Source organism: Streptomyces sp. Ru71 (assembly GCF_002920535.1).
Classification (GTDB): Bacteria; Actinomycetota; Actinomycetes; order Streptomycetales; family Streptomycetaceae; genus Streptomyces.
On the sequence record NZ_PQSS01000003.1, the window covers coordinates 94,639 to 118,441 of the forward strand.

Here is a 23,803-nt window from a genome sequence, read left to right on the forward strand (position 1 = left end):
CACGCGACGGCGAACCGGGGGACCGCACCCGACGCGGGCAGGGGTCGCACCCGACGGGGGCCGCACGCGACGGGGCCGCAGGCCGCACGGGCACCGGGGTCAGGCGGCCGTCAGCGCGTCGTCGGGCCCGTCACCTCCACGTCCGCCGGGCGCAGGAGCTGGGTGCCGACGCGGTAGCCCGGGCGGAGGATCGCCGTGCAGCGCAGGTCCGCGGCTTCCGGGTGGACGTGGTGGGTGAGGGCCTCGTGGACCGTGGGGTCGAAGACGTCGCCCACCTCGCCGAACGCGATCAGCCCGAGCGCGCCCGTGCGCTCGTGCAGGGTCTGCGCGATGTCCTTCAGCCCGGGCGTGAGCGGCTCGTGCGCCACCGCCCGGTCCACCGCGTCCAGCACCGGCAGCAGCCCCCGCAGCACGTTGGCCACCGCCGCCTCGCGCACGGCCAGCCGGTCACGCCGTACCCGCTTGCGGTAGTTGTCGTACTCCGCCTTCACCCGCTGGAGGTCCGCCGTCCGCTCCTGGAGCACCGCCCGCGGATCCGGGTGCTGCTGTTCCATCAGCCGGCCTCCGGCTTGTCGTCGTCGACGATCTCCGCGTCCACGACGTCGTCGTCACCCTTCCCCCCGGAACCGCCCGCAGCCCCGGACGAGGCGCCTCCCGGCTCGTCCGCCGCCGCCGACTGCGTCCGCGACCGCTCGTAGATCGCCGTACCGATCTTCTGCGCGGTCTGCGCCGCCTTGTCGATGGCCTGCCGGATCGCCCCCGTGTCCTCGCCCTTCAGCGCCTCCTTCAGCTCCGCGAGCGCCTCCTCCGTCTCCCGCTTCACGTCCGCCGGGATGTTGTCCGGGTTGTCCCGGATCACCTTCTCCGTCTGGTACACCAGCTGCTCGCCCTGGTTCCGGGTCTCCGCCGCCTCGCGCCGGCGCCGGTCCTCCTCGGCGTGCGCCTCGGCCTCGCGCACCATGCGGTCGATGTCGTCCCGGGGCAGCGCGGAGCCCCCGGTCACCGTCATCTTCTGTTCCTTGCCGGTGCCCAGGTCCTTCGCCGAGACGTGCATGATCCCGTTCGCGTCGATGTCGAACGCCACCTCGACCTGCGGCACCCCGCGCGGCGCCGGCGCGATCCCGGTCAGCTCGAACATGCCGAGCTTCTTGTTGTACGCCGCGATCTCCCGCTCCCCCTGGTACACCTGGATCGTCACCGACGGCTGGTTGTCCTCCGCCGTCGTGAAGATCTCCGAACGCCGCGTCGGGATCGTGGTGTTGCGCTCGATCAGCTTGGTCATGATGCCGCCCTTGGTCTCGATGCCCAGGGACAGCGGGGTGACGTCGAGCAGCAGGACGTCCTTGACCTCGCCCTTGAGCACACCGGCCTGCAGCGACGCCCCGACCGCCACGACCTCGTCCGGGTTCACGCCCTTGTGCGGCTCCTTGCCGGTCAGCTCCTTCACCAGCTCCGTCACGGCGGGCATCCGCGTCGACCCGCCGACGAGCACCACGTGGTCGATGTCCTTGACGGAGATCCCGGCGTCGCGCACCGCGTTCTGGAACGGCCCCCGGCAGCGCTCCAGCAGATCCGCCGTCAGCTGCTGGAACTGGGCCCGGGTGAGCTTCTCGTCCAGGTGCAGCGGCCCCTCGGCGGAAGCGGTGACGTAGGGCAGGTTGATGGTCGTCTCCGTCGACGAGGACAGCTCGATCTTCGCCTTCTCGGCGGCTTCCCGCAGCCGCTGCACGGCCATCTTGTCCTGGGACAGGTCGACGCCGTAGTGGTTCTTGAACTGCTTCACCAGGTGGTCGACGATCCGCTGGTCCCAGTCGTCGCCCCCCAGCCGCGTGTCCCCGTTGGTCGCCTTGACCTCGATGACCCCGTCGCCCATCTCCAGCAGCGACACGTCGAACGTGCCGCCGCCGAGGTCGAAGACGAGGACCGTCTGGTCGTTGCCCTTGTCCAGCCCGTACGCCAGCGCGGCGGCCGTCGGCTCGTTGACGATGCGCAGCACGTTCAGGCCGGCGATCTCCCCGGCCTCCTTGGTGGCCTGGCGCTGGGAGTCGTCGAAGTACGCCGGCACGGTGATCACCGCGTCCGTCACGTCCTCCCCGAGATACGCCTCCGCGTCCCGCTTCAGCTTCTGCAGCACACGCGCGGACACCTCCTGCGCGGTGTACCGCTTGCCGTCGATGTCGCCCTTCTCCGGGAACCGCCAGGCGTGGTCGCCCACGTGCCGCTTGACGGACCGGGCCGTGCGCTCGACGTTCGTCACGGCCTGCCGCTTGGCGACCTCGCCGACGAGCACCTCTCCGTTCTTGGCGAAGGCGACGACGGACGGGGTGGTGCGGGCGCCCTCCGTGTTGGTGATGACGGTGGGCTCACCGCCCTCAAGGACCGAGACCACGGAGTTCGTCGTGCCGAGATCGATTCCGACCGAACGCGCCATCGGGCTCTCCCTCCGGGTCCGGTTAGCCGTCGGGGCTCACCTCTCTTCCTGCATAAATCGCCCGCCGGGCCGAGTCAAGGAAGAGTTCTCCGCGACGCCCTCCATGACGCCCCCCGCGACGTTTTTCGCACCCGGCCGAACACAACGCCCTCGCCCTGCGTACTCCTCTACGCCCGCCCCCGGCGCGGCGACCGGACGAGTGACAGGAGGCATGGTGCGACTTTCGCGGAACGCGACGGGAACCCTCTTCGTGGGCGGAGCCCTCGGCCTGACCCTCGTCGCACTCGCCTATCCCGCCATGCTCGGCCTGAAGACCGTCTCCAGCGACACCTCACGGGTGATCGCCAACACTCAGTGGGGGCCGCTCACGGAGGGCGACCGCGACTTCGTGGTGAAGGTGCGCGCGGCCGGCCTGTGGGAGTACCCGGTGGGCCAGATGGCCCTGAAGAAGAGCACGGACAAATCCGTCCTCACCGCCGGGCAGCACCTGGTCGACGGGCACGCCGCCCTGGACATCACCTGCCGCCGCATCGCGCCCATGCTGAACATCACGCTGCCCAACCTGCCCAGCCCCCAGCAGCAGGGCTTCATCGCCACCCTCAACGCCGACAGCGGCAAGCAGTTCGACTCGGACTTCGCCAACATCCTGCGCGTGACGCACGGCTCGATCTTCAACACGGTCGCGAAGATCCGCTCCACGACGAAGAACACGCTGGTGCGCGCGCTGGCCGACCAGGCGAACGACACCGTCCTCGACCACATCACGGTCATGGAGAAGACCGGCCTGGTCAACTTCGACCAGGCCCTCTTCCAGCAGACCGCCCCGCCGAAGCTGCCCGCGAACGACGTCACCCCGCCGCCCCCGGCCGGCGGCCAGCCCCAGGTGGTGCTCACCCCGCCGCCGAACGCGACGTCCACCCCGGTCCCCCTGCCCGGCGATCCGGCCCCGAGCCCCAGCCCGACCGTGCGCTAGGGGCAGGCGCCCGGGGGTTGACCTCAAGTCCGGTTGAGCTCCTAGGTTCGGGGCGCAGAGGTCGACGAACCGGGGAGGAACGGCCATGAGGACGCTGGTGCTCGGACGCACGCCCGCCAGGGTGACGGAGGTGCTGGCCACGCTGCGCACGGACGGCTTCGACGCGGAGGGGGTGAGCACCGACGACGAGGCCCGGACGCTGCTGAGGACCGAGGAGTTCGGGGTGCTGATCATCGGCGGGGGTGTGGAGCCGGAATCCCGCGCGGCGATCAAGGAGTTCGCGGCGAGGCACCGGGTGCGGCGGGTGATCGACGGCGCGCTGACGGCGCCGTTCGACGCCTATGTGCGGCGGGAGTTCGAGCCGCTGATCCGGGAGGCCGCCGCCCAGGGGTGACGGCCGCACCGGCGCGGCGCTACCGGGCGAGCCAGACGGTGGTGTCCGGGCCCAGCCGGCCGTCCTCAAGAGGCGCGCTGCTGAGCAGCACCTCGCCGGCCGGCAGCGGTACGGCGCGTTCGGAGAGGTTGGCGGCGCACCGCCAGCCCTCCGACCGGGAGAAGACCAGCACGCCGTCCGGGACGTCCTCGGCCCAGCGCAGCTCCTCGCCCTCGGCCAGTTTGCGGCGCAGCTTCAGCGCCGCCCGGTACAGCTCCAGCGTCGAGCCCTGTGTCCCGTCCTGCGCCTCGACGGCGTACGACGCGAAGGACGCCGGCTGCGGCAGCCACGCCCCGCCCGCGCCGAAGCCGTACGACGGGCCGCTCACCGTCCACGGCAGCGGCACCCGGCAGCCGTCGCGGCCCTTGCGGACATGGCCGGTCTGCGCCCAGATCGGGTCCTGGAGCACCTCGGCCGGCAGGTCGGCGACCTCGGGCAGCCCGAGCTCCTCGCCCTGGTAGAGGTACGCCGAGCCGGGCAGCGCCAGCATCAGCAGCGTCGCCGCGCGGGCCCGGCGCAGTCCGGCCGCCGTGTCGATGCGGGGCGCCCGGCCGCCGGACAGCAGCCAGGCGTTCTCGTCCGTACCGGCCGGCAGCATCAGCCGCGAGGCGTGCCGGACGACGTCGTGGTTGGACAGCACCCAGGTGGCCGAGGCCCCGACCGCGCGGGCGTGCCGCAGCGAGACGGTGATGACCTCGCGCAGCGCGCCGGCGTCCCACGGGGCCTGCAGATACTCGAAGTTGAACGCCTGTCCCAGTTCGTCCCGCCGGGCGTACAGCGCGCGCCGCTCCCCGGGCACCCACGCCTCGGCGACGGCCGCGCGGGGCGGGGAGTAGGCGTCCAGGACGCGGCGCCAGTCCCGGTAGATCTCGTGCACCTCGTCACGGTCGTAGAAGGGATGGCTGCCCGCAGGCAGCACGGCGAGCGCGGCCTCGTCGCTCAGTTCGGGGGCGCCGAGGTCGCGCAGCGGCTCGGTCAGGTCCTTGGCCAGGCCGTGGGCGACGTCCACGCGGAAGCCGTCGACGCCGCGGTCGGCCCAGAACCGCAGGGTGGTGCGGAAGTCGGCGCGGACCTCGTCGTCGGCCCAGTTCAGGTCGGGCTGCTCGCGGGCGAACAGGTGCAGGTACCACTGCCCGTCCGGCACCCGGTCCCAGGCGCTGCCGCCGAACACCGACCGCCAGTCGGTGGGCGGCAGTTCACCGTGGTGACCGCGTCCGTCCCGGAAGACGTACCGCTCCCGGGCGCGCGAGCCGGGCCCGGCGGCCAGCGCCTCCTGGAACCAGGCGTGCTGGTCGGAGGTGTGGTTGGGGACGACGTCGACGACGACCTTCAGCCCGAACCGGTGCGCCTCGGCGACCAGGGCGTCGAAGTCGTCGAGGGTGCCCAGGCGCGGGTCGACGGCGCGGTGGTCGGCGACGTCGTAGCCGCCGTCGGCGAGTTCGGAGGGGTAGAAGGGGCTCAGCCACAGCGCGTCCGCGCCGAGGGCGGCGAGGTGGGTGAGCCGGGCGGTGACGCCCCTGAGGTCGCCGAGTCCGTCACCGTCGGCGTCGGCGAAGCTGCGGGGGTAGACCTGGTAGACGACCGCCTGGCGCCACCAGTCGGGGTCGCGGGAGGAGAGGTCGGGCACGGGTCTCCTTTCGCCGAGGGCGACTCCCGGGGCGGGGGCCGACAGGGAGATGCCTGTCCATATCGGCGCACAACCCAACACACAGGGCCGATTCTTTGCATCACCGCAGGTTGACACCACTGTTCGGCTACCTGACGATATGGCTCGCACTGTGCCCGTGTGACTGATGTGGCCAGTGATTCCACGACCATTCGGGGGACGCGCCGCCGTTCAGGAGCGGCTCCCTCACCCATGCACACCCACAAGGGGAACCCGCATGTCCATAGCGAGACGTGTCACCGCGCGCCACCTGCTGGGGACGGGCGCCGCGGCGCTCGCCCTGTGCGCCGCCTCCGTCGCCTCCGCCTCCGGCGCGTGGGCCACCGGCACGCCCGGCGGCGAGGGCTGGCAGTCCGGCGGCCACTACGCGCCCGGCACCGGCGCGGGCACGGAGACGGGGACCGACCGCTGTCAGTTCTCCCTGGACGGCACGTCCTTCTTCGACTCGGTCAAGGTCGACGACCAGAACCTGCGGCCGACCGACGACGGCAAGGCGCACATCAAGGTCCGCGCCGCCGGCGACGCGACCACCTGCACGGCCTCCCTCGCCTCCTACCTCGCCCACGGGCCGAGCTTCGCCACCTCCGGCGAGCAGGTCTTCGTCGACTTCGACACCGTGACGGTGAAGCCGGGCGCCACCGACTCCCTCGACATCGCCGTCCCCGACGCGGGCTGCTTCGCGCAGGTCGACCTGTACCGGGGCGCCGTGAAGTTCGACGGCGTGACCGGTGCGGGTGACGGGCTGGAACACGGTGAGCTGCCCAAGGGCCCGGACCGGCCCGTCATCAAGGACAAGCTGATCGCCGCGTGGAACGGCGGCACGAAGGACTGCACGGCCGAGGAGTCGTCGTCGACGGCGCCGAGCGCGTCCGCGTCCACCCCGGCCCCGGAGTCCGCGGCGCCCGCGCCGACCGGGACGCCGTCCGCCCCGGCGTCCGAGTCGGCGGCCCCCTCGGCCCCGGCCGGCTCCGACGCCCCGTCGGCCTCCGGCTCCCCGGCCGCCACGCCGAACGGCGGCACGGGAGACCTGGCCGAGACCGGTGGCGGCAGCGACAGCGGTGTCATCGCGGGCGGCGCGGCGGTGCTCCTCGCGGGCGGCGCGGCGATCGTCGTGGCGACGCGCAGGAAGCGGGCCGGGAACCGCGTCTGACGACCGGTCGGTAAACCGGGGCGGGTGGTCAGGGTCTGTCCGCGGCGCAGTGCGCGAGCAGCGCCCGCACGTCCGGGTCGACCACCCGGTAGCGGACCACCCGCCCCTCCTTCTCGCCCGCCACCGTGCCGGCCGCCCGCAGCAGCCGCAGGGCCTGCGATACGGCCGGGTCGTTCATGCCGGTCGCGATCGCGAGGTCGGACACGGCGAGGGGGCCGGTGCGGTGCAGGGCGATCAGGAGAGCCAGCCGGTTGGGGTCGGCGAGCAGGGAGAACCGGTCGGACCAGGCACGGACGTGTACGGAGTCGCCGATGGCGGCGATGGCTTCGCAGACGCGGTGACCGTCGATGGTGCGGCGGTCGGCGCGGTCGGAGGGCACGAGGTGCATGGCGGCATTGTCCCGCCCCGCACTGTGATCTTGAATACCTGCTCAGTTGTGCAGCTATGCAGGAGACCCCCGATCCCCCTACGGTGGGCGGGCCGTGGTGTTCGGGAAGTCGGTGTGGAACCGACGCGGCCCTCGCCACTGTGATCGGGGAGTTCTCCTCCCGTCCGGCTCGCGCCGGGCCACTGGTCGTTCGACCGGGAAGGCAGGGAGGGCGAACGCGACAACCCGTCAGCCAGGAGACCGGCCACGGCAGCTCACGAAGTGATCCACGAGGTGCTGGAGCGTGAACCGGATGACCCTGCCCGACCCTGCCCCGACGACGACCGTGAAGGTCACGTTCCGCTGGCGCCGGGAGGACACCCTCAAGACCGCCGGTCTGATGGCCGTGATCGCCGCCCTGCACGTGGTCGCCTTCGGCATCCTCTTCCTGCTGGTCGTGCCCGGCCACTACGAGGTCGGCTCCAAGGCGTTCGGCATCGGACTAGGCGTCACCGCCTACACCCTCGGCGTGCGGCACGCCTTCGACGCCGACCACATCGCCGCCATCGACAACACCACCCGCAAGCTGATGGCCGACGGCAAGCGGCCGGTGTCGGTCGGCTTCTGGTTCGCGCTCGGCCACTCCAGCGTGGTGATCGCGCTGGCGGTGATGATCGCGGCCGGCACCCAGCTCGCCGACCGGGTCACCGACGAGGGCTCCACCACCCACCAGGTCCTCGGCTTCCTCGGCACGACCATCGCCGGCACCTTCCTGTACCTCATCGCCGCGCTCAACCTGGTGGCGCTGGCCGGCATCCTGAAGGTGTTCCGGTCGATGCGGGCGGGCACCTACGACGAGGCCGAGCTGGAACGGCACCTGGACTCGCGCGGATTCATGAACCGCTTCCTCGGCCGCCTCACCCGCTCGATCTCCCGGCCGGGGCAGATGTACCCGCTCGGTTTCCTCTTCGGCCTCGGCTTCGAGACGGCCACCGAGGTCACGCTGATGGTGATGGCCGGCTCGGGCGCCGCCGCCGGGCTGCCCTGGTACGCCATCCTGTGCCTGCCGCTGCTGTTCACGGCCGGCATGTGCCTGTTCGACACCCTGGACGGCACGTTCATGAACTTCGCCTACCAGTGGGCGTTCTCCAACCCGGTCCGCAAGGTGTTCTACAACCTGGCCATCACCGGTCTGTCCATCGCCGTGGCCTTCTTCATCGGCACGATCGAGCTGGTCGGCGTCCTGCACGACAAGTTCGGCCTGGACGACGCGGTCACCGGCTGGATCGCCGGGATCGACCTGGACAGCGTCGGCTACCTCATCGTCGGCCTGTTCGTCCTGGTGTGGGCGGCGGCCCTGGCGTACTGGAGGCTGGCCAGGGTGGAGGAACGCTGGTCGGCCACCGCAGCCGCCGACTAGCGCTCGACCGTCTCCAGGTAGAGCTTCACGTAGCGGTCGACGTCCACCTCCAACGCCACGTCCACCAGGGGCTGTTCGCGGGCGCCCTCGTGGATCTCGGACTCGCCGGGGCGTGGGCGGCGGTCGACGATCGTCTGGCCGCGGGACGGTCCCGGGGCCAGCGACACCTCCACGGGCAGCGGCCGGGTGGTGATGCCCGCCGGGTCGGCCACCGCGCACACCGCGCCCGCGTCGCCGAGGCCGCCCGCCTCCTCCGCCTCGGGGGCGCCGCCCTGCGTGGTCGGCCGGTGGGCCAGCAGCTCACCGGCCAGCCGGGTGCCGGGCTCGCCGCTCGTCCGCATCCGGTGCACATCGGTCGCCGGCACCACGACCTGCATGAACACGTCCAGGCCGTACATGGTGACCGGCACCCCGGCGGTGAGCAGGATCGCCGCGGCCTCCGGGTCGTGCCAGACGTTGAACTCCGCGACCGGCGTGGCGTTCCCGGTGGCGACCGCGCCGCCCATGAAGACGATCCGCTCGATGTTGCCGGTCACCTCCGGATGGGTGCGCAGCAGCAGGGCGATGTTCGTCAGAGGCGCGGTCGGGATCAGCGTCACCGGGCGCGGACTGGCGAGGATCTCGCGGCGCAGCAGGCTCACCGCGTCGACGTCGGCGGGGCGGCGGGTGGGCGCGGGCAGCCCCAGATCGCCCATGCCGTCGCTGCCGTGCACGTGCCGCGCCGAGCGCGCCGGCTCCAGCAACGGCCGCTCGGCGCCCCGCGCCACCGGGATCCCGGGAGCTCCCGCCTGCTCCAGCACCGTCAGGGTGTTGCGTACGACCCCGTCCACGTCCGTGTTGCCGGCGACACAGGTCACCGCACGCAGGTCCAGGCCGGGATGCCGTACGGCGAACAGCAGGGCGAGGGCGTCGTCGACGCCGGTGTCGCAGTCGATGATCACGGGGATGGGCTGACTGGTCACCTCGGGGCTCCTTCCGTCGAGTCGACGATAGGCGCCCCGCCCCCCGACCGCTCAGTCCCGACAGCCCCGGCCCCCGCACCGCCACCACCGGCCGCACCAGCTCCGCCACCTCCAGGGTGTGCCGTACGACGGCCCCGTCGGGCAGCCGGTGCGGCAGTCCCACCCCCGTCAGCGGGTCGGTGCGAGCGGTTTTGTCGCCCGGACGGATCTGTGCGCTGGTCGTGCCGTGATCACGGTGCTGACCTGGAGCTACGCACCCCCGCCAAGGAGCCGTCGATGCCCCGTCCCCAGGCCGCCCTCCTCCTCGTGCCGCTCGCCCTCGGCACCCTCCTGACCGCCACCTCGTGCTCGGCCCGCTACCTCGACATGGACGAGGGCGGCGACGGCACCCCCACGGCCTCCGCCACGCCCACCCGCACCGCGCCCGCCTCCACGGGCGCCGCCCCCGCGCTCACCGCGGCCCAGGCGCAGGCCGTCCTGGTCACCGACGCCGACCTGGGCCCGGCCTGGGTGCCCACCCGGGGCGCCGCGACCTGGCGGGACGGCATGCTGAAGACGACCGGCGCACCCGCCGACTGCGCCCGCCTCCTGGACGCCCTCTACGCCGACGAGCTGCTCGGCTCCCCAGCCCGCGCGACGACCGGCCTGGACAACACCGACACCGACGCCCAGCTGCGCTACCAGGTCACCGCCCGGCCCCGCGCCGACGTGGACCGGACCCTGGTCTGGCTGGCGACGGTGCCCCGGACCTGCGCCCACTTCACGGCCACGACGGCGCTCGGCGTGGCGCAGGACGTCCAGGTGACCGACACCGCCCTGCCGGTGGTCGGGGACGCACGGCAGGGACTCCGCGTCACGGTGACGGCCCCGCCGGCCGACGGCGCGGAGGAGCCGACGGTACTCACCCTCGACGTCGCGGTCGTACGCCAGGGCGACGACGCGTTCACCCTGACCAACGGAGGCCTGACCGACGTCCCGTCGGACGCGACGCAGGTCGCCGTCCAACTGGGGGCACTGCGCCTGGCGGAGGTCCGCAAGCAGGGAAGGGCCCAGGTGTAGCGCCAACAGGAACTGCAACCCCCAAAAGGGGCGCGGGGCTGTGTCGACATGCGGCTCCGCCGCGTGGGCGCGAGCACCCCCCACAACCCGCAGACAACACACAACCCGGCGCCGCAGGCTAAAGCGGCGGCTGCGCCGGAGCCGGCCCCAACGTCGTGGTGCCCGGAGCCGTGCGGTGCCCCAGCCCCGTGCGGTACGCGTCCAGCGCCGCCTCCACCCGCCCCGTGCGCCGCAGCAGGTCGCCCAGCAGCCGGCACAGATCGGCCAGGTCGCCCGCCGCCCCGGCCCGCTCCAGCAGGCTCAGCGCCCGCACATAGTGCTCCTCGGCCGCCTCGGTGTCCCGGGCGTCCTCGGCGATGATCCCCAGCAGCCGGTGCGCGGCAGCCGCGTGCACCGCGCCCCGCTCGCTGGACAGCTCCCCCAGCACGTCCCGCAGCAGATCGGCCGCCTCCTGCGAGCGCCCCCGCCGGTGCAGCACGTCCGCCAGCTCGACGGCGACCTGGCTGCTGTACAGCCCGGCCCGCCCCGCCGTCAGCATGGCCTGCGCCTGGCGCAGCTCCGCCTCGGCCCGCTCCAGCCGGCCGTTCTGGGCGTACACATAGCCCCGCATCCAGTGGCAGTTGGCCAGCTCGGTGCGGATCTGCAGCTGCCGGTACAGCTCGGCCGCCTTGGCCAGCGACGCGTCGGCCTCCGCCAGGCGCCCCTCGGCGAGCAGCGTACGGGCGACGGACCGGTGCATCCGGGCGACCAGCGCCGGGTCCTCCACCCGCGGTGCGAGCGCGAGCGCGAACTCCGCCGCCTGCGCGGCCCGTACCTGGGCGCCCATGTCCATGTACGGCCCGATCGCCGACGCGTACAGCAGCAGCAACGCGTCCGGGTCGTGCAGCCCGCCCCGGTTGAGCTCGTCGAGCGTGGATTCCAGCAGGTAGACGGCGTAGCGCAGCTCCCCGGCCAGGTAGTGGGTGACCGCCCGGCCCCGCACGGCGGGCACCCGGGCCGGCAGCGGTGCGTCCGCGAGCCGTGCCTCGGCCCGCTCGAAGCAGCCGCGGGCCGCCGCCAGGTCCCCGGTGTCGATGCCGCACTCGCCGAGCCCGAGCAGCGCCTGCGCCTCGACCTCGGCGAGCCCCTGCGCCTCCGCCTCCGCCAGCAGCGCCGCGTACTGCTCGCCCGCCCGCTGCGCGTCCCCGCCCGCGAGCGTGCGCTGCGCCTCGGTGAGCCGGAGCCTGAGGTCGGTGACCAGGCGCGCGGAGCGCCCGGTGGCCAGTTCCTCGAACGCCACCCCGAGCCGCTCGGCGATGTGCCGCAGCGCCGCGTCGGAGGGCCGCACCCGCCCGGCCTCCAGCGTGGAGATGTAGGCCGGCGTGTACGTGGGCTCCGCCAGCTGCCGCTGGGTCAGCCCCCGCCGGCCGCGCAGCCGCTGCACCCGCCGCCCGATGACCTCGGGCGTGTCCCGGTCCGGTGTCCCGCGGCCACCACCGTCGCGCCCACCGCCGCCACCCGCCATCCCCAACCCCCAACTCGGCCCGGCACTCTTGCCGTTGACTTGCCGCAGCCCCTAGGTTAAACGGCGTATTAAGCGTGCTTAATACGCCGTTGTCATCCCCCCGCCGCCCTGTGAGGTCGCCGTGCACGAGCGCCCGTCCACCTCCCCCCACCCCCGTCTGCGCCCGCCCGGCGGCACCCCCTTCACCCGGGGCGTCGCCGCCGCCGTACTGGCCGTGGCGGCGCTGATCACGGCGGCCAACGCGGGCCCGGCCAAGGCGGCACCCCAGACGGCCGTCTCCGAGGTGCAGCACCCGCAGCCGGGCCGGCCGTGACACCGCTCAGTGCGGCAGCTCCCGCTTCAGGGCCCGGTCCAGCGCCTCGGCCAGCTCCTGGTCGTCGGGCGGCTCCGCACCCCCACCGCGCGGCCCCACGTCGTACAGCGGACCCAGCGCGGTGATCAGCGTCCGGGACACCGCCCCGTACAGCGGCGTGCGCGGGCGCTGCACGGCCTCGCGCAGCGCCGGCAGCAGGATCTGCCGGCTGAAGCTCAGCCCGCCGAGCCGGTCGGGCGGGGTCCGGCCGGGGCTCTCACCGGTCGGGGACGCCGACGGCCGCTCCGCGAACACCGGCGCGTGCGTGCAGCCGGCGCCGCCCTCGTACGCGGACGTCCGCGTCGCCGCGAACCCGGCCCGCAGCAGACAGCGCTCGCTGTCGGGGTCCGTCAGGAACCGGATCAGGTCGAAGGCGCGCGCCGCCCGCTCACCGGACACGGTGGAGGTGACCGCCAGGTCCTGGCCGCCCAGCACCGACTTCCCGGGCAGCCGGGTCACCCCGAGGTCGTCCTTGAACGTCGCGTACAGCGTGGGATACACGTACGGCCAGTGCCGCAGGAACGTGGTGCGTCCCCGGGCGAAGTCGTCCAGGGAGCGCGCCTCGTCGGACTCGTAGGCGTCCCGCAGCGTGTACGCGGTCCCGGTGCGCCGGCGCAGCTCGCCGATGCCGGCCGCCAACTGCTCCTCGCCGCCCCGGTAGCGGCCCTCGCCGTCGATGAGCCGGAAGTCCTCGCCCCCGGCCGACGCGAACGCCTCGATCGCGTTGACGGTGCGCCCCTCGTAGCCGTCCAGCTGGGTGGTCCACCCGGCCTCGTACCCCTTGGGGCGCTCCCGGTTGAGTTTCTCGATCAGCTGCCGCAGCTCGTCCCAGCCCACGCTGCTGCCCAGGTCGCCGCGCCCGCTGACCGCCGTCAGATGGTCCCGCCGGTAGTACAGCAGCCCCACGTCGCTGTTGAACGGCACCGCGTACCGCTTGCCGCCCCACCGGGACGTGCCGTCCACCGAGGACACCAGGTCGGACTCCCGCTCCACGGCGCCCTCCGGCAGCGGCTGGATCAGCTCGGCCGCCGCGAACTCCGGCACCCAGGTCACATCGAGGTTGACCACGTCGTACGACGCGCTGCCCGACTGCAGCGCGCCGAGCAGCTGGCTGCGCTGGGCGTCGGCGGAGCCGGGCAGCTCCACCAGGCGGGCCCGGTAGCCGTCGGCGGGCTGGGTGCGGTTCCAGGCGTCGATCAGCTGCTGCCGTATGCCTCCCTTGCCGGTGACGTCCCGCCCGCTGGCGACCACGATCCAGCGGGACGAGGAGGAGGGCGGCGCGCTCTCCTCGGTGCCCTTGCCGCCGGTGCAGGCCGCCACGGCCAGCAGCGTCAGGGCGGCGGCGATCCGTCGGAGCCTCATTCCTCCCCCGTCCCGGTCCGCGCGACCTCGTCGTGCAGCGCCGCCCCGAGGTCGTCCCCGGGGTCCAGGCAGCGTCCCGAACTCGCCGCGGAGATCCGGGCGTCGGGCCGGCCGCCGTCACAGCCGCCGTCGGCCAGCGACACCATGGCGACCGGCACTCCCGCCGCCCGGGCCCGCTGCAGCACCTCGTCGAGGGCGCGGCCGGTCAGCCGGGTGTTGTCCTCGTCGTCGGTGAGATAGACGATCAGCTGCGGCCGCTGGGCGTCGGTGCCGCGCCCCCGCATGAACTCCAGCGCGTCCAGCAGCGCGGCGTGCGGGTCGGCCTCCGCGTCGCGGACCCGGGCGCCGCCGCCGGGGTCGAGGGCGCGGACGGCGTCGGCACGCCGGTGGGTGGCGAACCGCAGCAGGTCGGTGTGGGTGGACCCGGAGGTGCCGGCCACCGCCCACACCCCGTACTCGTCGCGGTCGCCGAGTCCGCCGAGGGACTGCTGGAGCAGGCCGGGCCCGCCGCTGGGCCCCTCCCACAGCCCGGCCATGGAGCCGGAGCTGTCCAGCAGGAACAGCACCTGGCCGGGGCCGCCGGCGCCGCGGTAGCGCTCCAGCGCCGCGTTCATCGCGGTCGGCTCGGCCGCCTCGCGCGGGGTGCCGGGGTCGGCGAGCACGCCGGGCGCGGCCTTGCCGCCGGCCAGCAGCCGGTGCGGTGCGTCGGGGGAGCGCAAGCCGTAGTCGCCGAGGACCTCGCGGCCGCCGTCACCGCTCAGCCAGTCGTGGAACCGCTTGACGGCGTCGTCGCGCGCCTGGGCGTCGCGGTCGCCGTCCTCCCAGCGCACCCGCACGAACGCGGGCTGCAGAGCGGGCACGTCGTCGGGGTACTGGGCGACGCGCCGGGCGCGCACCACCTCCGAGGCGCAGCCGACGCCGCTCTTGAGCAGGAACTCCGGGGCGAGGACGGCGGTGCGCCGGTCCTCGGCGGGGTCGTCGGGCAGCCTGCACAGCAGCTCGCCGGCGGTCGGTGCGGGCGGGCCGCTCTGCGCGACGGTCCGCTCGGCGGCCCGGGCGTCGACGGCACCGCCGTACAGGCCGATCGTGGCCAGCAGCGCGGCGTCGGTGAACTCGGGGTCGGGCCGCACCACCTGGGCCCGGCCGCCCCGGCCCTCGAAGGCGGCGACCAGCGCGGCCAGCGGGCCACCGCCGCCGGCCTTGGCCGCGCCGGCGTCGTCCGGCACCGCCAGCACGACGGGAGAGTAGGCGAACGGCTCCCCCATCGGCTCCACATGCGCGAAGACGCGCCCCTCCTGCCCCGCGGTCACCCGGGTGACATCGGCCGGCGAGGCCGGCACCCACACGTCCGGCTGCGGCCCGACGTCCCGCTGCGGATCGTCGTCGTCGCGGGGCTGCTGCCACGCGTCGGTGCGGTCCCGCAGCGCGGCGACGGCGTCGGCGGCGCCCGCGCTGTCCACGGTGATGCCGGTGCGGCGGCAGCCGTCGCCGTCGGTGTCGGCGCCGGACGAGAGATAGGCGTCCGCCGCCGCGGACAGCGCCGGCTCCAGATCCGGGTCGGTCAGCACGCGCAGCTCCAGCGGCGGGGCGCAGGCCGGGGAGTCGTCGATCAGTACGGCGACGGCGTAGCCGCCGGCGGCGGTGACGGCCAGCGCCAGCAGCACCACCAGCCACAGGCGCAGCCGGTCGCGCAGCAGCCGCCGCAGCCGGTCCACCGTCTCGTACCAGGACGCGGTCAGGGCCCGCAGCATCGTCCGCCACCAGGGCTGGGGCGCCGGTCCGGGGCCGACGGCCCGCAGCAGGACGTCCTCGCCCGGCTCCCAGACCGCCTGCGGGGCCTGGTGGTCGCCTGCCCCGGTGGGGACGCGCGCCTTGCGCATCCGCTCCTTCAGCGCGACGTACAGCTCGGACAGCCACAGCTCGCCGCCGTCCCCGCCCGCGGCACCGGGCTCCGTGAACAGCCGGACCAGGTGCCGGGTGAAGGGCGTGGGCCTGCTGCTGCCTCCCGGATGGGTGAGCCGGTTGGCCTGCACGCTCATCAGCAGCAGGATCTTCTGCCGCTCGTGCGGCTCGAAGCGGTGCCAGACACCGGCGGCGTTGCCCGCGTAGCAGCAGTCCAGGATCACCACCACGCGTTCGGCGCCGCTGGCGGCCAGCTCGGCGAGCACCTGCGTGAACTGCACCGCGCCCGGGAACACGTCGTGCCGGCCGCGTGCCACGCGCGCGTTGCGCATCTGCAGGAAGAGTTCGTCGCCGGCGCTGGTGACGATGCCGTGCCCGGCGAAGTAGAGCAGCAGCAGGCCCTGCGCCTCCCGGGCGGCGCGGTGCAGGGCCGCGCCGAAGCCGTCGTGGGTGGGCGAGGCGTACTCGACGATCTCGCCCTCGCGGAAGACCTCGCCCCGGTGCAGGGCCTCGGCGAGCGCGGTGCGGTTGCAGCGGACGGCGGGCAGCTGCCCGGGCACGCCGTCGGGGCCGTCGGCCTTGGTGTGGTCGTACTCGGACACGCCGACGATCAGCGCCCGGTTGGCCTTCCCGCGCGGGTCGAAACTCACGGGCCTAGTCCTCGCCGGGGTCCAGCGGGTCGACCCGTGTCCTCGGCGGTTCCCCGTTCTCCACGCGGCGGCGGTTGGCCTTCCAGGCCTTCACCGCGCGCGAGGTGTACTCGGCCAGCGTGGCCACCGTCGTGACCTCCCCGACGATGTGGAGCGCGATCTCCCACGCGGAGCCCATGTGCTCGTCGGCCCCGTCCCCGGGCCGCACCTCGATACGCAGCGCCCCGGCGCGCACCAGCTCCTGGATCGGCTGCTCCTGCTCCAGCCACGCCTGTAACGCGCCGACGTCGGCTCTGCTCGCACTCGCGTCCAAGGCGACCCGCACGCCCGCCCCGGCCTCTGCGTCCCCCTCAGCCATGCGCCACATCATGACACCGGCTCAGCTTCCGGAGGGAGACCTCGGACGAACCCGGCGCACCGGAGCGCGCCCCCCTCACACCCGGGTCGGTGACTCCCGGCGGGCGTCCAGCTGCCGCAGCTGGCCCAGTACGTGGTCCAGGGCGCCCTCGCGGCGGCCCGGCACCCGGCCCCGCAGCTCGGCCAGGGCGGCGCCCAGGTCGCGGGCGCGGTCGGTGTCACGGATCGACGTCCACTGGTGGTGGGCCCGGTCCACGGCGGCCTCCACGGCCGGCGCGTCGGGTGCCTGGCCGGCGGCGAGCCGCGCCGAGGCCACGGCGAGCCAGGCGCGGCAGCTGCGGGCCGCGTCCCCGGCGAACATCGCCAGGTCGGCGCGGACCTCGCTCCAGTGCAGCGCCTCGTCGGAGCCGGGCCCGTGGGCCCGCCGGGCCGCCTGCTCCCACTGCGCGGCGAGCGCGTCGGCGTCGGCGTGCCGTCCCTCGCGCACGGCGGTGCTGAGCGCCACGTGCGGGTCGGCGGGGGCCGGCCCGGGGGTGCTCAGCACCAGGTCCCGCAGCGGCCCGTCGGCGGCGATCCGGGCCAGCGCCTGCTGGTGCAGCTGGTCCAGCGGAGGCCGCCGCCCGCTGCGCAGGATCGTCGCCACGGCCTTCATGTACGCGGGTGAGGCGACACTGCGCCGGGGCGGCGGCGGGGCGATGCGACCGTGAACGGCGGTGCCCCGGCCGGAGTCCAGCCCGTGGGCGCCGACCCACTGCCAGCTCTCGGCGTCCGCGTGCAGGTCCACCACCAGGGTGGTGGTGCCGCCGGGCCGCAGCCGCAGCTCCTCACGGAACCAGTGCCAGGGGAAGGCGGTGTAGCGCACGCTGGCCGCGGTGGTGCGGGCCAGCGCCAGGTGCGGCAGGTGCTGGCGCCGGTCCAGCTGGAGCTGCCCCGTGACGAACACCGTGAGCGGCCCGGGCGCGGCCGCGGCGGCCCGCAGCCGGGTCAGCACGGCCTGCGGCTCCAGCGGGTCGGCGAGTTCGACGACGTTCGCGGTGTCGGTGCCGGCCAGCACGGCGGGGGGCACGGCGGCCAGGACGGGGAGCACGGACGCCGCGTCCACCAGACATCCCCGCCCCACCGGCGAGGCCGCGAGCAGCAGCACGGTTCCGGCCATCGGCCACTCCCCCCTGACGACTGTCGTGGATCACGTACGGCAGCACCGTAACCGCTGCGGGTGCAAAGGGGGACCGGGGACCGCGAAGACCGGTTCGTGGTGACGCCGACCAGACCGATGCCCAGCATGCGGACCACGGCCGGCGCGGGCTGGCCGGCCGGCAGGGCGAAGCCGGTCGGGAACAGGGCGTTGAGCGCGTCAGCGGTGTCTGCGGACGGCGAAGACCGTCGTGTCGTCGGCGAGGCGGCCCCGGCAGTGATTCAGGGTCGCGTCCCGGACGTGGGCGACCAGACGGAAGGGCTCGGCGGTGCGCGGATCGTCGCGCACGGCGCCGGCCAGGTCCTCGGCCAGCGGGTAGAAGCAGCCGGTCTCGTCGCGGGCCTCGGTCACCCCGTCCGTGACCAGCAGCAGCGTCTCGGCGGCGGCCAGCGGCACCCTGCGCACCCGCGGCGGGGTGGGGACCAGGTCGCCGAGGCCGAGGGGGAGCCCGTCGCCCGGCGGCAGCGGGCGCACGCCCGCCGGACTGACCGCGAGCGGCGGCTCGTGGCCGAAGAGGACCAGGTCGACCGCGTCGGGCACGTCGGGCGGGAAGTCCAGCAGGACGGCCGTCGCGAACCGGTCGCCCCCGGCCCGGCCGATGGCGTCGATGTGGCCGCGGTGGCGGACCATGCGGGTCTCCAGGCGCTCGGCGACCGTCGCGAGGTCCCGCTCGTGGTAGCCGGCCTCCCGGAACGTGCCCAGCAGCGCGGCCGCCGCCTCCACCGCGCCGAGCCCCTTGCCCTGTACGTCGCCGAGCAGCACCCGGGTGCCGTGGGGGCCGGGCTGGATGTCGTAGAAGTCGCCGCCGACCCGGGCCTCGGTGTCCGCGGCGAGGTAGACGGCGGCGTGGTCGAGGCCGCCCCACAGCGGCGGCAGCGGGCGCAGCACGGTGCGGCGGGTGGTCTCCGCGATGTGCGTCATGTGCAGCATCCGCCGCTCCCCGCGCACCCGGACCGCGCAGGCCAGCGTGGCCAGCACACCGCCGACGCCCACCAGGACGAAGTCCGACAGCCCGACCTGGAACTGGTTCGGCCACGCGGTGTCCACGCCGTAGTACGAGACGACCGCGAGCACCGCGTAGGCCGCCGTGCCCCGCACCCCGCAGATCGCCGCGGCGATGCCGGGCACCAGCACGATCCAGGTGACGATCCGGAACGTGCCGGGTGTGTTGACGTCGATGGCGATGATCGCGAGGAGCAGCAGCAACGGCGGCACCCAGGCCACGCTGTGGCCGCGCACCTGGAGCAGCTGATGCCGGTGCACGGCGTCCCGCCGGGCGACGGCCCGAAGATACGGACCGCGGGGCGACCGCCCGGGACGAACCCGGGCGGCGCCGCGGCCAGGGGCCTCACGGCCCGGGGTCCCGCGGCCGGGGGCGCCCCTCTCCGGGAGGCCCGGCACCCCGCCGCCCGGGACCCCGCCGCCCGGGGCGCCTCGGTCCGGCCCACCTCGGTCCGGGACCCCGCTGCCCGAGGCGCCTTGGTCCTGGTCTGCTCGGTCCGGGACCTCGCCGCCCGGGGCTGCTCGCTTTGGGACACCTGCGTCCGGGACTCCTCGGTCCGGGACCTCGCCGCCCGGGGCGCCTCCGTCCGAAATCCCTCCCTCCGGGCCCCCGCTACCCGGGGCACCTCCCTCCGGGACACCTCCGCCTGCGGCGCCTCCCTCCGGAACCCCGCCGCCCGCGGCGCCTCGGTCCGGGGCAGCTTCCTCCGGGACAGCGCCGTCCCGGGCAGCACCGTTCGGGGCGTCGCTGTTCATGCCGCCGCTGTCCGGGCCACCGCTCACGAGCCCCAGCGAAACACGGGCCCGCTTCGCTCGCATCAGCGTCGGGCGCCGGGCCGCATCGGCGCCCGCCCGCATCAGCGCCGGTTTCGGGGGCACACGTCGACTTGCCAGCGGCCTTCGCCAGGTGTGCTCTGGAAGGCGGGGGCGAGGAGAGGAAGGAGCTCTCTCATGGCTCATGCGGCACCCGCGCCCGGCAGCGGTCCCACGCGCCGCGCGCTCGGCACCCGTTGGCGCGAGCCCCGCGTAGGCCACGCGCCCAACGGCCTGCCCGACGTGTTCAGCCAGCGGACCCACGTCCTGGCGAGGTACGGCATCCCCGTCCTCCTCGGTCTCGTCTACGGCTACTGGGCCGCGGCCAACCGGCGCGACGGCGGGCCCATCACCGGCTGGAACGTGCTGTTCGGCTTCGTCACCGCCCTCGTGTTCATCGTGCTGTGCATCGCCGTGGCCGTCTTCGCTCCGCGGTTGCCGCGCGAACTGCACTCCGCCGTGAAGTCGGCGTTCGGCGGCATCGCGGTGGGCTTCCTGGTCAGCCAGAGCGGCGCGAGCGTGCTGTGGTCCTCGGCGATGGGTCTGGTGGCCGGGGCGGCCGTCTACGTCGTCTTCTTCTACCGCTACTACACACGCGAGGACGCGGAGGGCAACCGCATCCGCTGAACCCGCGGGCGCCGCAGACGCGCAGACGTGGGCCCCGGTGTTGTGCACCGGGGCCCACGTTTCCCTCATCCCTCCACTCACCGGGCGCCCGGGACACGGTCCCGTTCCGCCGGCGAGGTCTCACCCGCTCCTCCTCCCCAGCACCAGGAAACACCCGTTCGGGTGAACCCTCCACCGGAGAGGAGAACGCCCAGCTCGGCGCCGTCGCAAGCCGCTCGGCACCCGCCCGGCGCCACCCGTACGGCCCACACCGCTCGCGCCGCGCCCGCCGGGCCCGTTGCCTTGAGACGTGTCGTCCCGACGTCTCAGGACCGCCCTGTCGGCCGTCCTCATCGTCCTGTCCTGCCTGCTGGTTCCGCTCGGCGCACTGGCGGCCTGGGCGGCGTACGGCCTCACGGACACCGGACGCTACGTCACCACGATGGCGCCGCTGGCCGGTGACCCCGACGTGCAGGGCCAGATCGCCGACACCGTCGGCGCGGGCATCCTGCGCCAGGTGGACCCCGGCGCGGCGCCCGGCGCGATGGGTCCCTTCGTGCACGACGCCGTGCGCTCGTTCACCCAGACCGAGGCGTTCCGCACCGCCTGGGTCGCCGCGAACCGCTCCGCCCACGACGCGGTGCTGCGCGCCCTGCACGAGGACGGCGACCACCCGGTCACCGTCGACCTCGCGCCGGTGACCGCGCAGGTCAAGCGCCAACTCGCCGAGGACCACGTGCCGCTGGCCACCCGCATCCCGGTGCGGCACACCGAGGTCGCCCTGCTGCCCGCCGCGGAGCTGGCGCGCTTGAGGAAGGGATACGACGTGCTGGAAGTCGCCGGGTTCTGGCTGCCCGTGGCGTCCATCGCCCTCGCCGTCGCCGGGATCGCGCTGGCCGCCTGCCGCCGGCGCGCGCTGACCGCGACGGCCCTCGGCACGGCCCTCGGCGGCGCGCTGCTGGGCCTCGCCGTCGCGCTCGGCCGCCGGCTGACCCTGCGGGACCTGCCCGAGGAGGTCTCCACGAAGGCCGCGGCCGCGGTCTACGACGCCCTCACCGAGACCCTGCGCACGGCGTCCTGGCTCCTGCTCGCCCTGGGCCTCACGGTGGCGGTCCTGACCTGGCTCACCACCCGCCACCCGCACCGGCCACCCCCCGCCCCGGCCACCACGGACCCGACGCCGGAACCACCCCGCGTCCGAGCCTGACCGCCGCCGCGGACGGCCCTGCCCGCCGCCGCGGACGGCCCTGCCCGCCCCGGTGGCCGGCGGGCCTCACCGCCCCAACACTTCGCGAGGCCGCCCCTTCAGCCCCCGCCCCGGGCCAGCTCAGCCAGTACCCGGACCGCCCGGCTCAGTACCGGCTCCGGCACCGAGGCCAGGCCGAGGCGGACCGCCGACGGGGAGTGGCGGGGGTTGACGGCGAAGGCCGTTCCGGGGGTGAGGGCGATGCCGTGCGCGGCCGCCGCCGCTGTGAAGGTGTCCGCCCGCCACGGCGCGGGCAGCTCCCACCAGGCGTAACAGGCCCGCGGGTCGGCCCGTACCGCGAAACCGTCCAGTTCCCGGCGCACCAGCAGCTGCCGCCGTGCCGCGTCCGCCCGCTTGGCCGCCACCAGCCGGGTCACCGTGCCGTCCCCGGCCCACCGCACGGCCGCCTGCAGCGCGAACCGCCCCGCGTTCCAGCCGCCCGAGCGCACCGCGTCGGCCAGGGCGGCGACCCGGCCGGGCGGGACGACGAGGAATCCGGCGGTCAGGCCGGGGGCGACCCGCTTGGACAGCCCGTCGACGACGTACACCTGCTCGGGCGCGCGCGCGGCGAGCGGCAGCGCGGGCCGCAGGAAGGACCAGATCCGGTCCTCGATGACCGGCAGCCCCAGCTCCCTGACCACCTCGGCGATCCGCTCCCGCCGTTCGCCGCTCATGCTGACGGACGTCGGGTTGTGCAGCGTCGGCTGCAGGTAGAGCGCGGCGAGGGGCGCGGAGCGGTGCGCGGCGGCGATCGCGTCGGGGCGCAGCCCGAACGCGTCCATGGCGAGCGGGACGAGGGTCCGGCCGAGGCGCGCGGCGATGTCCCTGACCAGCGGGTACGTCAGCTCCTCGACGCCCGCCCGGCCGCCCGGCGGCACCAGGTGGACGAGCGCCGCGGCGACGGCCTGGCGGGCGTTGCCGGTGAACAGCACCTGCCCGGGGTCGGGGCGCCAGCCGGGCACGGCGAGCAGGTCGGCGGCGGCCGCGCGGGCCTCGGGGGTGCCGTCGGCGGCGGCCGGGCGCAGCGCCTCGGTGAGGGCGCCGGGCCGCAGCAGCGGCGCGAGGGCGGGGGCCAGCAGCTCCGCCTGGCCGTCCGCGACGGGGTAGTTGAGCTCCAGGTTCACCGGCGCCGCGCCGGCCGGCTCGGCGAGCGCGCGGCCGCCGGGCGGTGCGGGCGCGGCCCGCACGAACGTGCCCCGGCCGACCTCGCCCACCACCAGCCCGCGCCGCACGAGTTCGCCGTACACGCGCTCCGCGGTGGACGCGGAGATGCGGCGGCGGCGCGCGAACACCCGCTGCGGCGGCAGCTGCTGGCCGGGTCGCAGCCGTCCGGCGGCGATGTCCGCGGCGATGCGGTCGGCGATCCGCCGGAAGTCCTCCACGCGCCCCCCTGAACCCTCAGCCGGAGCACAGCCCCGAACATTGCACCGAGGGCAAAGATCTTATTGCCCCGAGGAGTTGGCCGCTCCTAGGGTCGCTGACATGCCTCCTTTCCTCGCCTACGAGGACCGGGGCGCGGACGCGGACTCCTCCCGGCCGCCCCTGGTCCTGATCCACGGCCACCCCTTCGACCGCACGATGTGGGAGCCCCAGCTCGCGGCCTTCTCACCGCACCGCCGGGTGATCGCCCCGGACCTGCGCGGCTACGGCGCCTCCCCGGTCGTGCCCGGCACGACACCGCTGGGCGTCTTCGCGCGGGACATCGAGGAGCTGCTGGACGAGCTGAAGGTGGACTCCTTCGTGCTCGCCGGGCTGTCCATGGGCGGCCAGATCGCGATGGCGTGCTACGACCGTTTCGGCGAGCGGGTGCGCGGCCTGGTCCTCGCGGACACCTTCCCCGCGGCCGAGACCGAGGAGGGCAAGGCGTGGCGCAACGCCCTGGCCGACCGTCTGCTGCGCGAGGGTCTGCGCGGATACGCCGACGAGGTGCTGGAGAAGATGGTCGCCCCGTACGCGCACGACGCCGTCAAGGCCCATGTGCACCGCATGATGACGTCCACGTCCCCCGAGGGCGCCGCGGCCGCCCTGCGCGGACGCGCCGAGCGCCCCGACTACCGCGCCCTGCTGACCCGGGTGACGGTCCCGGCGCTGGTGGTGGTCGGCGCCGACGACGAGTACACCCCGGTCTCCGACGCCGAGGCCATGCACGCGGCCCTGCCCCACTCCACCCTGACCGTCGTCGACGGCGCCGCCCATCTGCCCAACCTGGAGCGCCCGGAGGAGTTCAACGCGGCACTGGGCGCCTTCCTGGCCGGGCTCGACGACGCCCGCTGAGGACCGGCCCCGGCACCGCGCCGGCAGCGGCGGCAACGGCAGCCGCGCAAACCCCTGGCAGGCGGCCCGCCCGGGCCAC

Annotated in this window: 21 protein-coding genes and 1 riboswitch; of the genes, 9 read left to right on the forward strand and 12 right to left on the reverse strand. The window is 74.7% G+C overall.

From position 1 onward, the window contains the following. Window positions 1-110 precede the first annotated feature (110 nt). Together grpE and dnaK are read right to left on the reverse strand one after the other, a co-directional pair. Window positions 111-554: a nucleotide exchange factor GrpE gene (gene grpE / locus C3489_RS02935; RefSeq protein ID WP_103779514.1), complete on the reverse strand. Its 444-nt coding sequence runs from the start codon at window positions 552-554 to the stop codon at window positions 111-113. Beyond that, window positions 554-2,431 (reverse strand): molecular chaperone DnaK, encoded by a 1,878-nt coding sequence (gene dnaK, locus C3489_RS02940; RefSeq protein WP_103779516.1) that lies wholly within the window; start codon window positions 2,429-2,431, stop codon window positions 554-556. Before dnaK ends, grpE begins: the two co-directional genes overlap by 1 nt. A 250-nt stretch (window positions 2,432-2,681) precedes the next feature. On the opposite strand from dnaK, the gene C3489_RS02945 reads away from it, so the two are divergent. Together C3489_RS02945 and C3489_RS02950 are read left to right on the forward strand one after the other, a co-directional pair. Then, window positions 2,682-3,404 carry a DUF4142 domain-containing protein gene (locus C3489_RS02945; protein ID WP_103779800.1) on the forward strand — a complete coding sequence of 241 codons (723 nt, stop codon included), beginning with the start codon at window positions 2,682-2,684 and terminating at the stop codon, window positions 3,402-3,404. Between the two features lie 85 nt (window positions 3,405-3,489). Next, a complete protein-coding gene (locus tag C3489_RS02950; RefSeq protein ID WP_103779518.1) occupies window positions 3,490-3,798 on the forward strand; it encodes a hypothetical protein in 309 nt (102 codons plus the stop codon). Between the two features lie 19 nt (window positions 3,799-3,817). Here the strand turns inward: C3489_RS02950 and C3489_RS02955 are convergent, their stop codons facing one another. Further along, window positions 3,818-5,464 carry a glycoside hydrolase family 13 protein gene (locus tag C3489_RS02955; protein ID WP_103779520.1) on the reverse strand — a complete coding sequence of 549 codons (1,647 nt, stop codon included), beginning with the start codon at window positions 5,462-5,464 and terminating at the stop codon, window positions 3,818-3,820. A gap of 256 nt (window positions 5,465-5,720) precedes the next feature. Here C3489_RS02955 and C3489_RS02960 point away from each other — a divergent pair, with 256 nt between their 5' ends. Further along, window positions 5,721-6,653, forward strand: coding sequence for an LAETG motif-containing sortase-dependent surface protein (locus C3489_RS02960; protein ID WP_103779522.1), 933 nt, complete (start codon window positions 5,721-5,723; stop codon window positions 6,651-6,653). Window positions 6,654-6,681: 28 nt separating this feature from the next. On the opposite strand, the gene C3489_RS02965 is transcribed toward C3489_RS02960, so the two are convergent. Further along, window positions 6,682-7,041: a metalloregulator ArsR/SmtB family transcription factor gene (locus C3489_RS02965; RefSeq protein WP_103779524.1), complete on the reverse strand. Its 360-nt coding sequence runs from the start codon at window positions 7,039-7,041 to the stop codon at window positions 6,682-6,684. Window positions 7,042-7,119: 78 nt separating this feature from the next. Next, window positions 7,120-7,305: riboswitch (cobalamin riboswitch) on the forward strand. 28 nt (window positions 7,306-7,333) lie between these two features. On the opposite strand from C3489_RS02965, the gene C3489_RS02970 reads away from it, so the two are divergent. Beyond that, window positions 7,334-8,440, forward strand: a complete 1,107-nt coding sequence (locus C3489_RS02970) for a HoxN/HupN/NixA family nickel/cobalt transporter (RefSeq protein ID WP_103779526.1) — start codon at window positions 7,334-7,336, stop codon at window positions 8,438-8,440. Here the strand turns inward: C3489_RS02970 and C3489_RS02975 are convergent. Next, the gene (locus C3489_RS02975; protein WP_103779528.1) at window positions 8,437-9,402 is read right to left on the reverse strand and encodes a nucleoside hydrolase; all 966 of its coding nucleotides are present in this window, start codon (window positions 9,400-9,402) and stop codon (window positions 8,437-8,439) included. The two genes, C3489_RS02970 and C3489_RS02975, sit on opposite strands and share 4 nt — an antisense overlap. A 276-nt stretch (window positions 9,403-9,678) precedes the next feature. Between C3489_RS02975 and C3489_RS02980 the strand changes: the two genes are divergently transcribed. After that, complete coding sequence (locus C3489_RS02980) at window positions 9,679-10,461, forward strand: hypothetical protein (RefSeq protein ID WP_103779530.1); 783 nt, start codon at window positions 9,679-9,681, stop codon at window positions 10,459-10,461. A gap of 118 nt (window positions 10,462-10,579) precedes the next feature. On the opposite strand, the gene C3489_RS02985 is transcribed toward C3489_RS02980, so the two are convergent. Beyond that, window positions 10,580-11,965, reverse strand: coding sequence for a helix-turn-helix transcriptional regulator (locus tag C3489_RS02985; protein WP_103779532.1), 1,386 nt, complete (start codon window positions 11,963-11,965; stop codon window positions 10,580-10,582). A 121-nt stretch (window positions 11,966-12,086) separates the two neighbouring features. Between C3489_RS02985 and C3489_RS02990 the strand changes: the two genes are divergently transcribed. Further along, window positions 12,087-12,278, forward strand: a complete 192-nt coding sequence (locus tag C3489_RS02990; protein WP_103779534.1) for a hypothetical protein — start codon at window positions 12,087-12,089, stop codon at window positions 12,276-12,278. A 6-nt stretch (window positions 12,279-12,284) separates the two neighbouring features. Here the strand turns inward: C3489_RS02990 and C3489_RS02995 are convergent, their stop codons facing one another. From C3489_RS02995 to C3489_RS03015, 5 genes are all read right to left on the reverse strand, one after another. After that, on the reverse strand, window positions 12,285-13,679 hold the full coding sequence (locus C3489_RS02995) for an extracellular solute-binding protein (protein WP_103779536.1): 1,395 nt from the start codon (window positions 13,677-13,679) through the stop codon (window positions 12,285-12,287). Then, entirely contained in the window at window positions 13,676-16,231 is a 2,556-nt protein-coding gene (locus tag C3489_RS03000; RefSeq protein WP_103779538.1) for a caspase family protein, read from the reverse strand. The genes C3489_RS02995 and C3489_RS03000 overlap by 4 nt, the downstream gene beginning before the upstream one ends. 4 nt (window positions 16,232-16,235) lie before the next feature. Continuing rightward, window positions 16,236-16,589, reverse strand: a complete 354-nt coding sequence (locus C3489_RS03005) for a hypothetical protein (protein ID WP_103779802.1) — start codon at window positions 16,587-16,589, stop codon at window positions 16,236-16,238. Between the two features lie 75 nt (window positions 16,590-16,664). Then, window positions 16,665-17,744: a hypothetical protein gene (locus tag C3489_RS03010; RefSeq protein WP_103779540.1), complete on the reverse strand. Its 1,080-nt coding sequence runs from the start codon at window positions 17,742-17,744 to the stop codon at window positions 16,665-16,667. A 198-nt stretch (window positions 17,745-17,942) separates the two neighbouring features. Continuing rightward, window positions 17,943-19,046 (reverse strand): PP2C family protein-serine/threonine phosphatase, encoded by a 1,104-nt coding sequence (locus tag C3489_RS03015; protein WP_103779542.1) that lies wholly within the window; start codon window positions 19,044-19,046, stop codon window positions 17,943-17,945. Window positions 19,047-19,736: 690 nt separating this feature from the next. Here C3489_RS03015 and C3489_RS03020 point away from each other — a divergent pair. Then, the gene (locus C3489_RS03020) at window positions 19,737-20,225 is read left to right on the forward strand and encodes a hypothetical protein (protein WP_258054539.1); all 489 of its coding nucleotides are present in this window, start codon (window positions 19,737-19,739) and stop codon (window positions 20,223-20,225) included. Window positions 20,226-20,514: 289 nt separating this feature from the next. Beyond that, the gene (locus tag C3489_RS03025; protein WP_103779544.1) at window positions 20,515-21,411 is read left to right on the forward strand and encodes a hypothetical protein; all 897 of its coding nucleotides are present in this window, start codon (window positions 20,515-20,517) and stop codon (window positions 21,409-21,411) included. A gap of 98 nt (window positions 21,412-21,509) precedes the next feature. On the opposite strand, the gene C3489_RS03030 is transcribed toward C3489_RS03025, so the two are convergent. Then, window positions 21,510-22,832: a PLP-dependent aminotransferase family protein gene (locus tag C3489_RS03030; RefSeq protein ID WP_103779546.1), complete on the reverse strand. Its 1,323-nt coding sequence runs from the start codon at window positions 22,830-22,832 to the stop codon at window positions 21,510-21,512. Window positions 22,833-22,932: 100 nt separating this feature from the next. On the opposite strand from C3489_RS03030, the gene C3489_RS03035 reads away from it, so the two are divergent. Further along, window positions 22,933-23,724: an alpha/beta fold hydrolase gene (locus C3489_RS03035; protein WP_103779548.1), complete on the forward strand. Its 792-nt coding sequence runs from the start codon at window positions 22,933-22,935 to the stop codon at window positions 23,722-23,724. Window positions 23,725-23,803: the final 79 nt, after the last annotated feature.

Bases quoted from the DNA above. Each gene is read 5' to 3' on its own strand.
- C3489_RS03035 (WP_103779548.1), top strand. From the start codon at position 22,933: ATGCCTCCTTTCCTCGCCTACGAGGACCGGGGCGCGGACGCGGACTCC.
- C3489_RS03010 (WP_103779540.1), bottom strand. From the start codon at position 17,744: ATGGCCGGAACCGTGCTGCTGCTCGCGGCCTCGCCGGTGGGGCGGGGA.
- C3489_RS03020 (WP_258054539.1), top strand. From the start codon at position 19,737: ATGGCTCATGCGGCACCCGCGCCCGGCAGCGGTCCCACGCGCCGCGCG.
- C3489_RS02995 (WP_103779536.1), bottom strand. From the start codon at position 13,679: ATGAGGCTCCGACGGATCGCCGCCGCCCTGACGCTGCTGGCCGTGGCG.
- grpE (WP_103779514.1), bottom strand. From the start codon at position 554: ATGGAACAGCAGCACCCGGATCCGCGGGCGGTGCTCCAGGAGCGGACG.
- C3489_RS02965 (WP_103779524.1), bottom strand. From the start codon at position 7,041: ATGCACCTCGTGCCCTCCGACCGCGCCGACCGCCGCACCATCGACGGT.
- C3489_RS02980 (WP_103779530.1), top strand. From the start codon at position 9,679: ATGCCCCGTCCCCAGGCCGCCCTCCTCCTCGTGCCGCTCGCCCTCGGC.
- C3489_RS02970 (WP_103779526.1), top strand. From the start codon at position 7,334: ATGACCCTGCCCGACCCTGCCCCGACGACGACCGTGAAGGTCACGTTC.
- C3489_RS03005 (WP_103779802.1), bottom strand. From the start codon at position 16,589: ATGGCTGAGGGGGACGCAGAGGCCGGGGCGGGCGTGCGGGTCGCCTTG.
- C3489_RS02950 (WP_103779518.1), top strand. From the start codon at position 3,490: ATGAGGACGCTGGTGCTCGGACGCACGCCCGCCAGGGTGACGGAGGTG.
- C3489_RS02960 (WP_103779522.1), top strand. From the start codon at position 5,721: ATGTCCATAGCGAGACGTGTCACCGCGCGCCACCTGCTGGGGACGGGC.
- dnaK (WP_103779516.1), bottom strand. From the start codon at position 2,431: ATGGCGCGTTCGGTCGGAATCGATCTCGGCACGACGAACTCCGTGGTC.
- C3489_RS02985 (WP_103779532.1), bottom strand. From the start codon at position 11,965: ATGGCGGGTGGCGGCGGTGGGCGCGACGGTGGTGGCCGCGGGACACCG.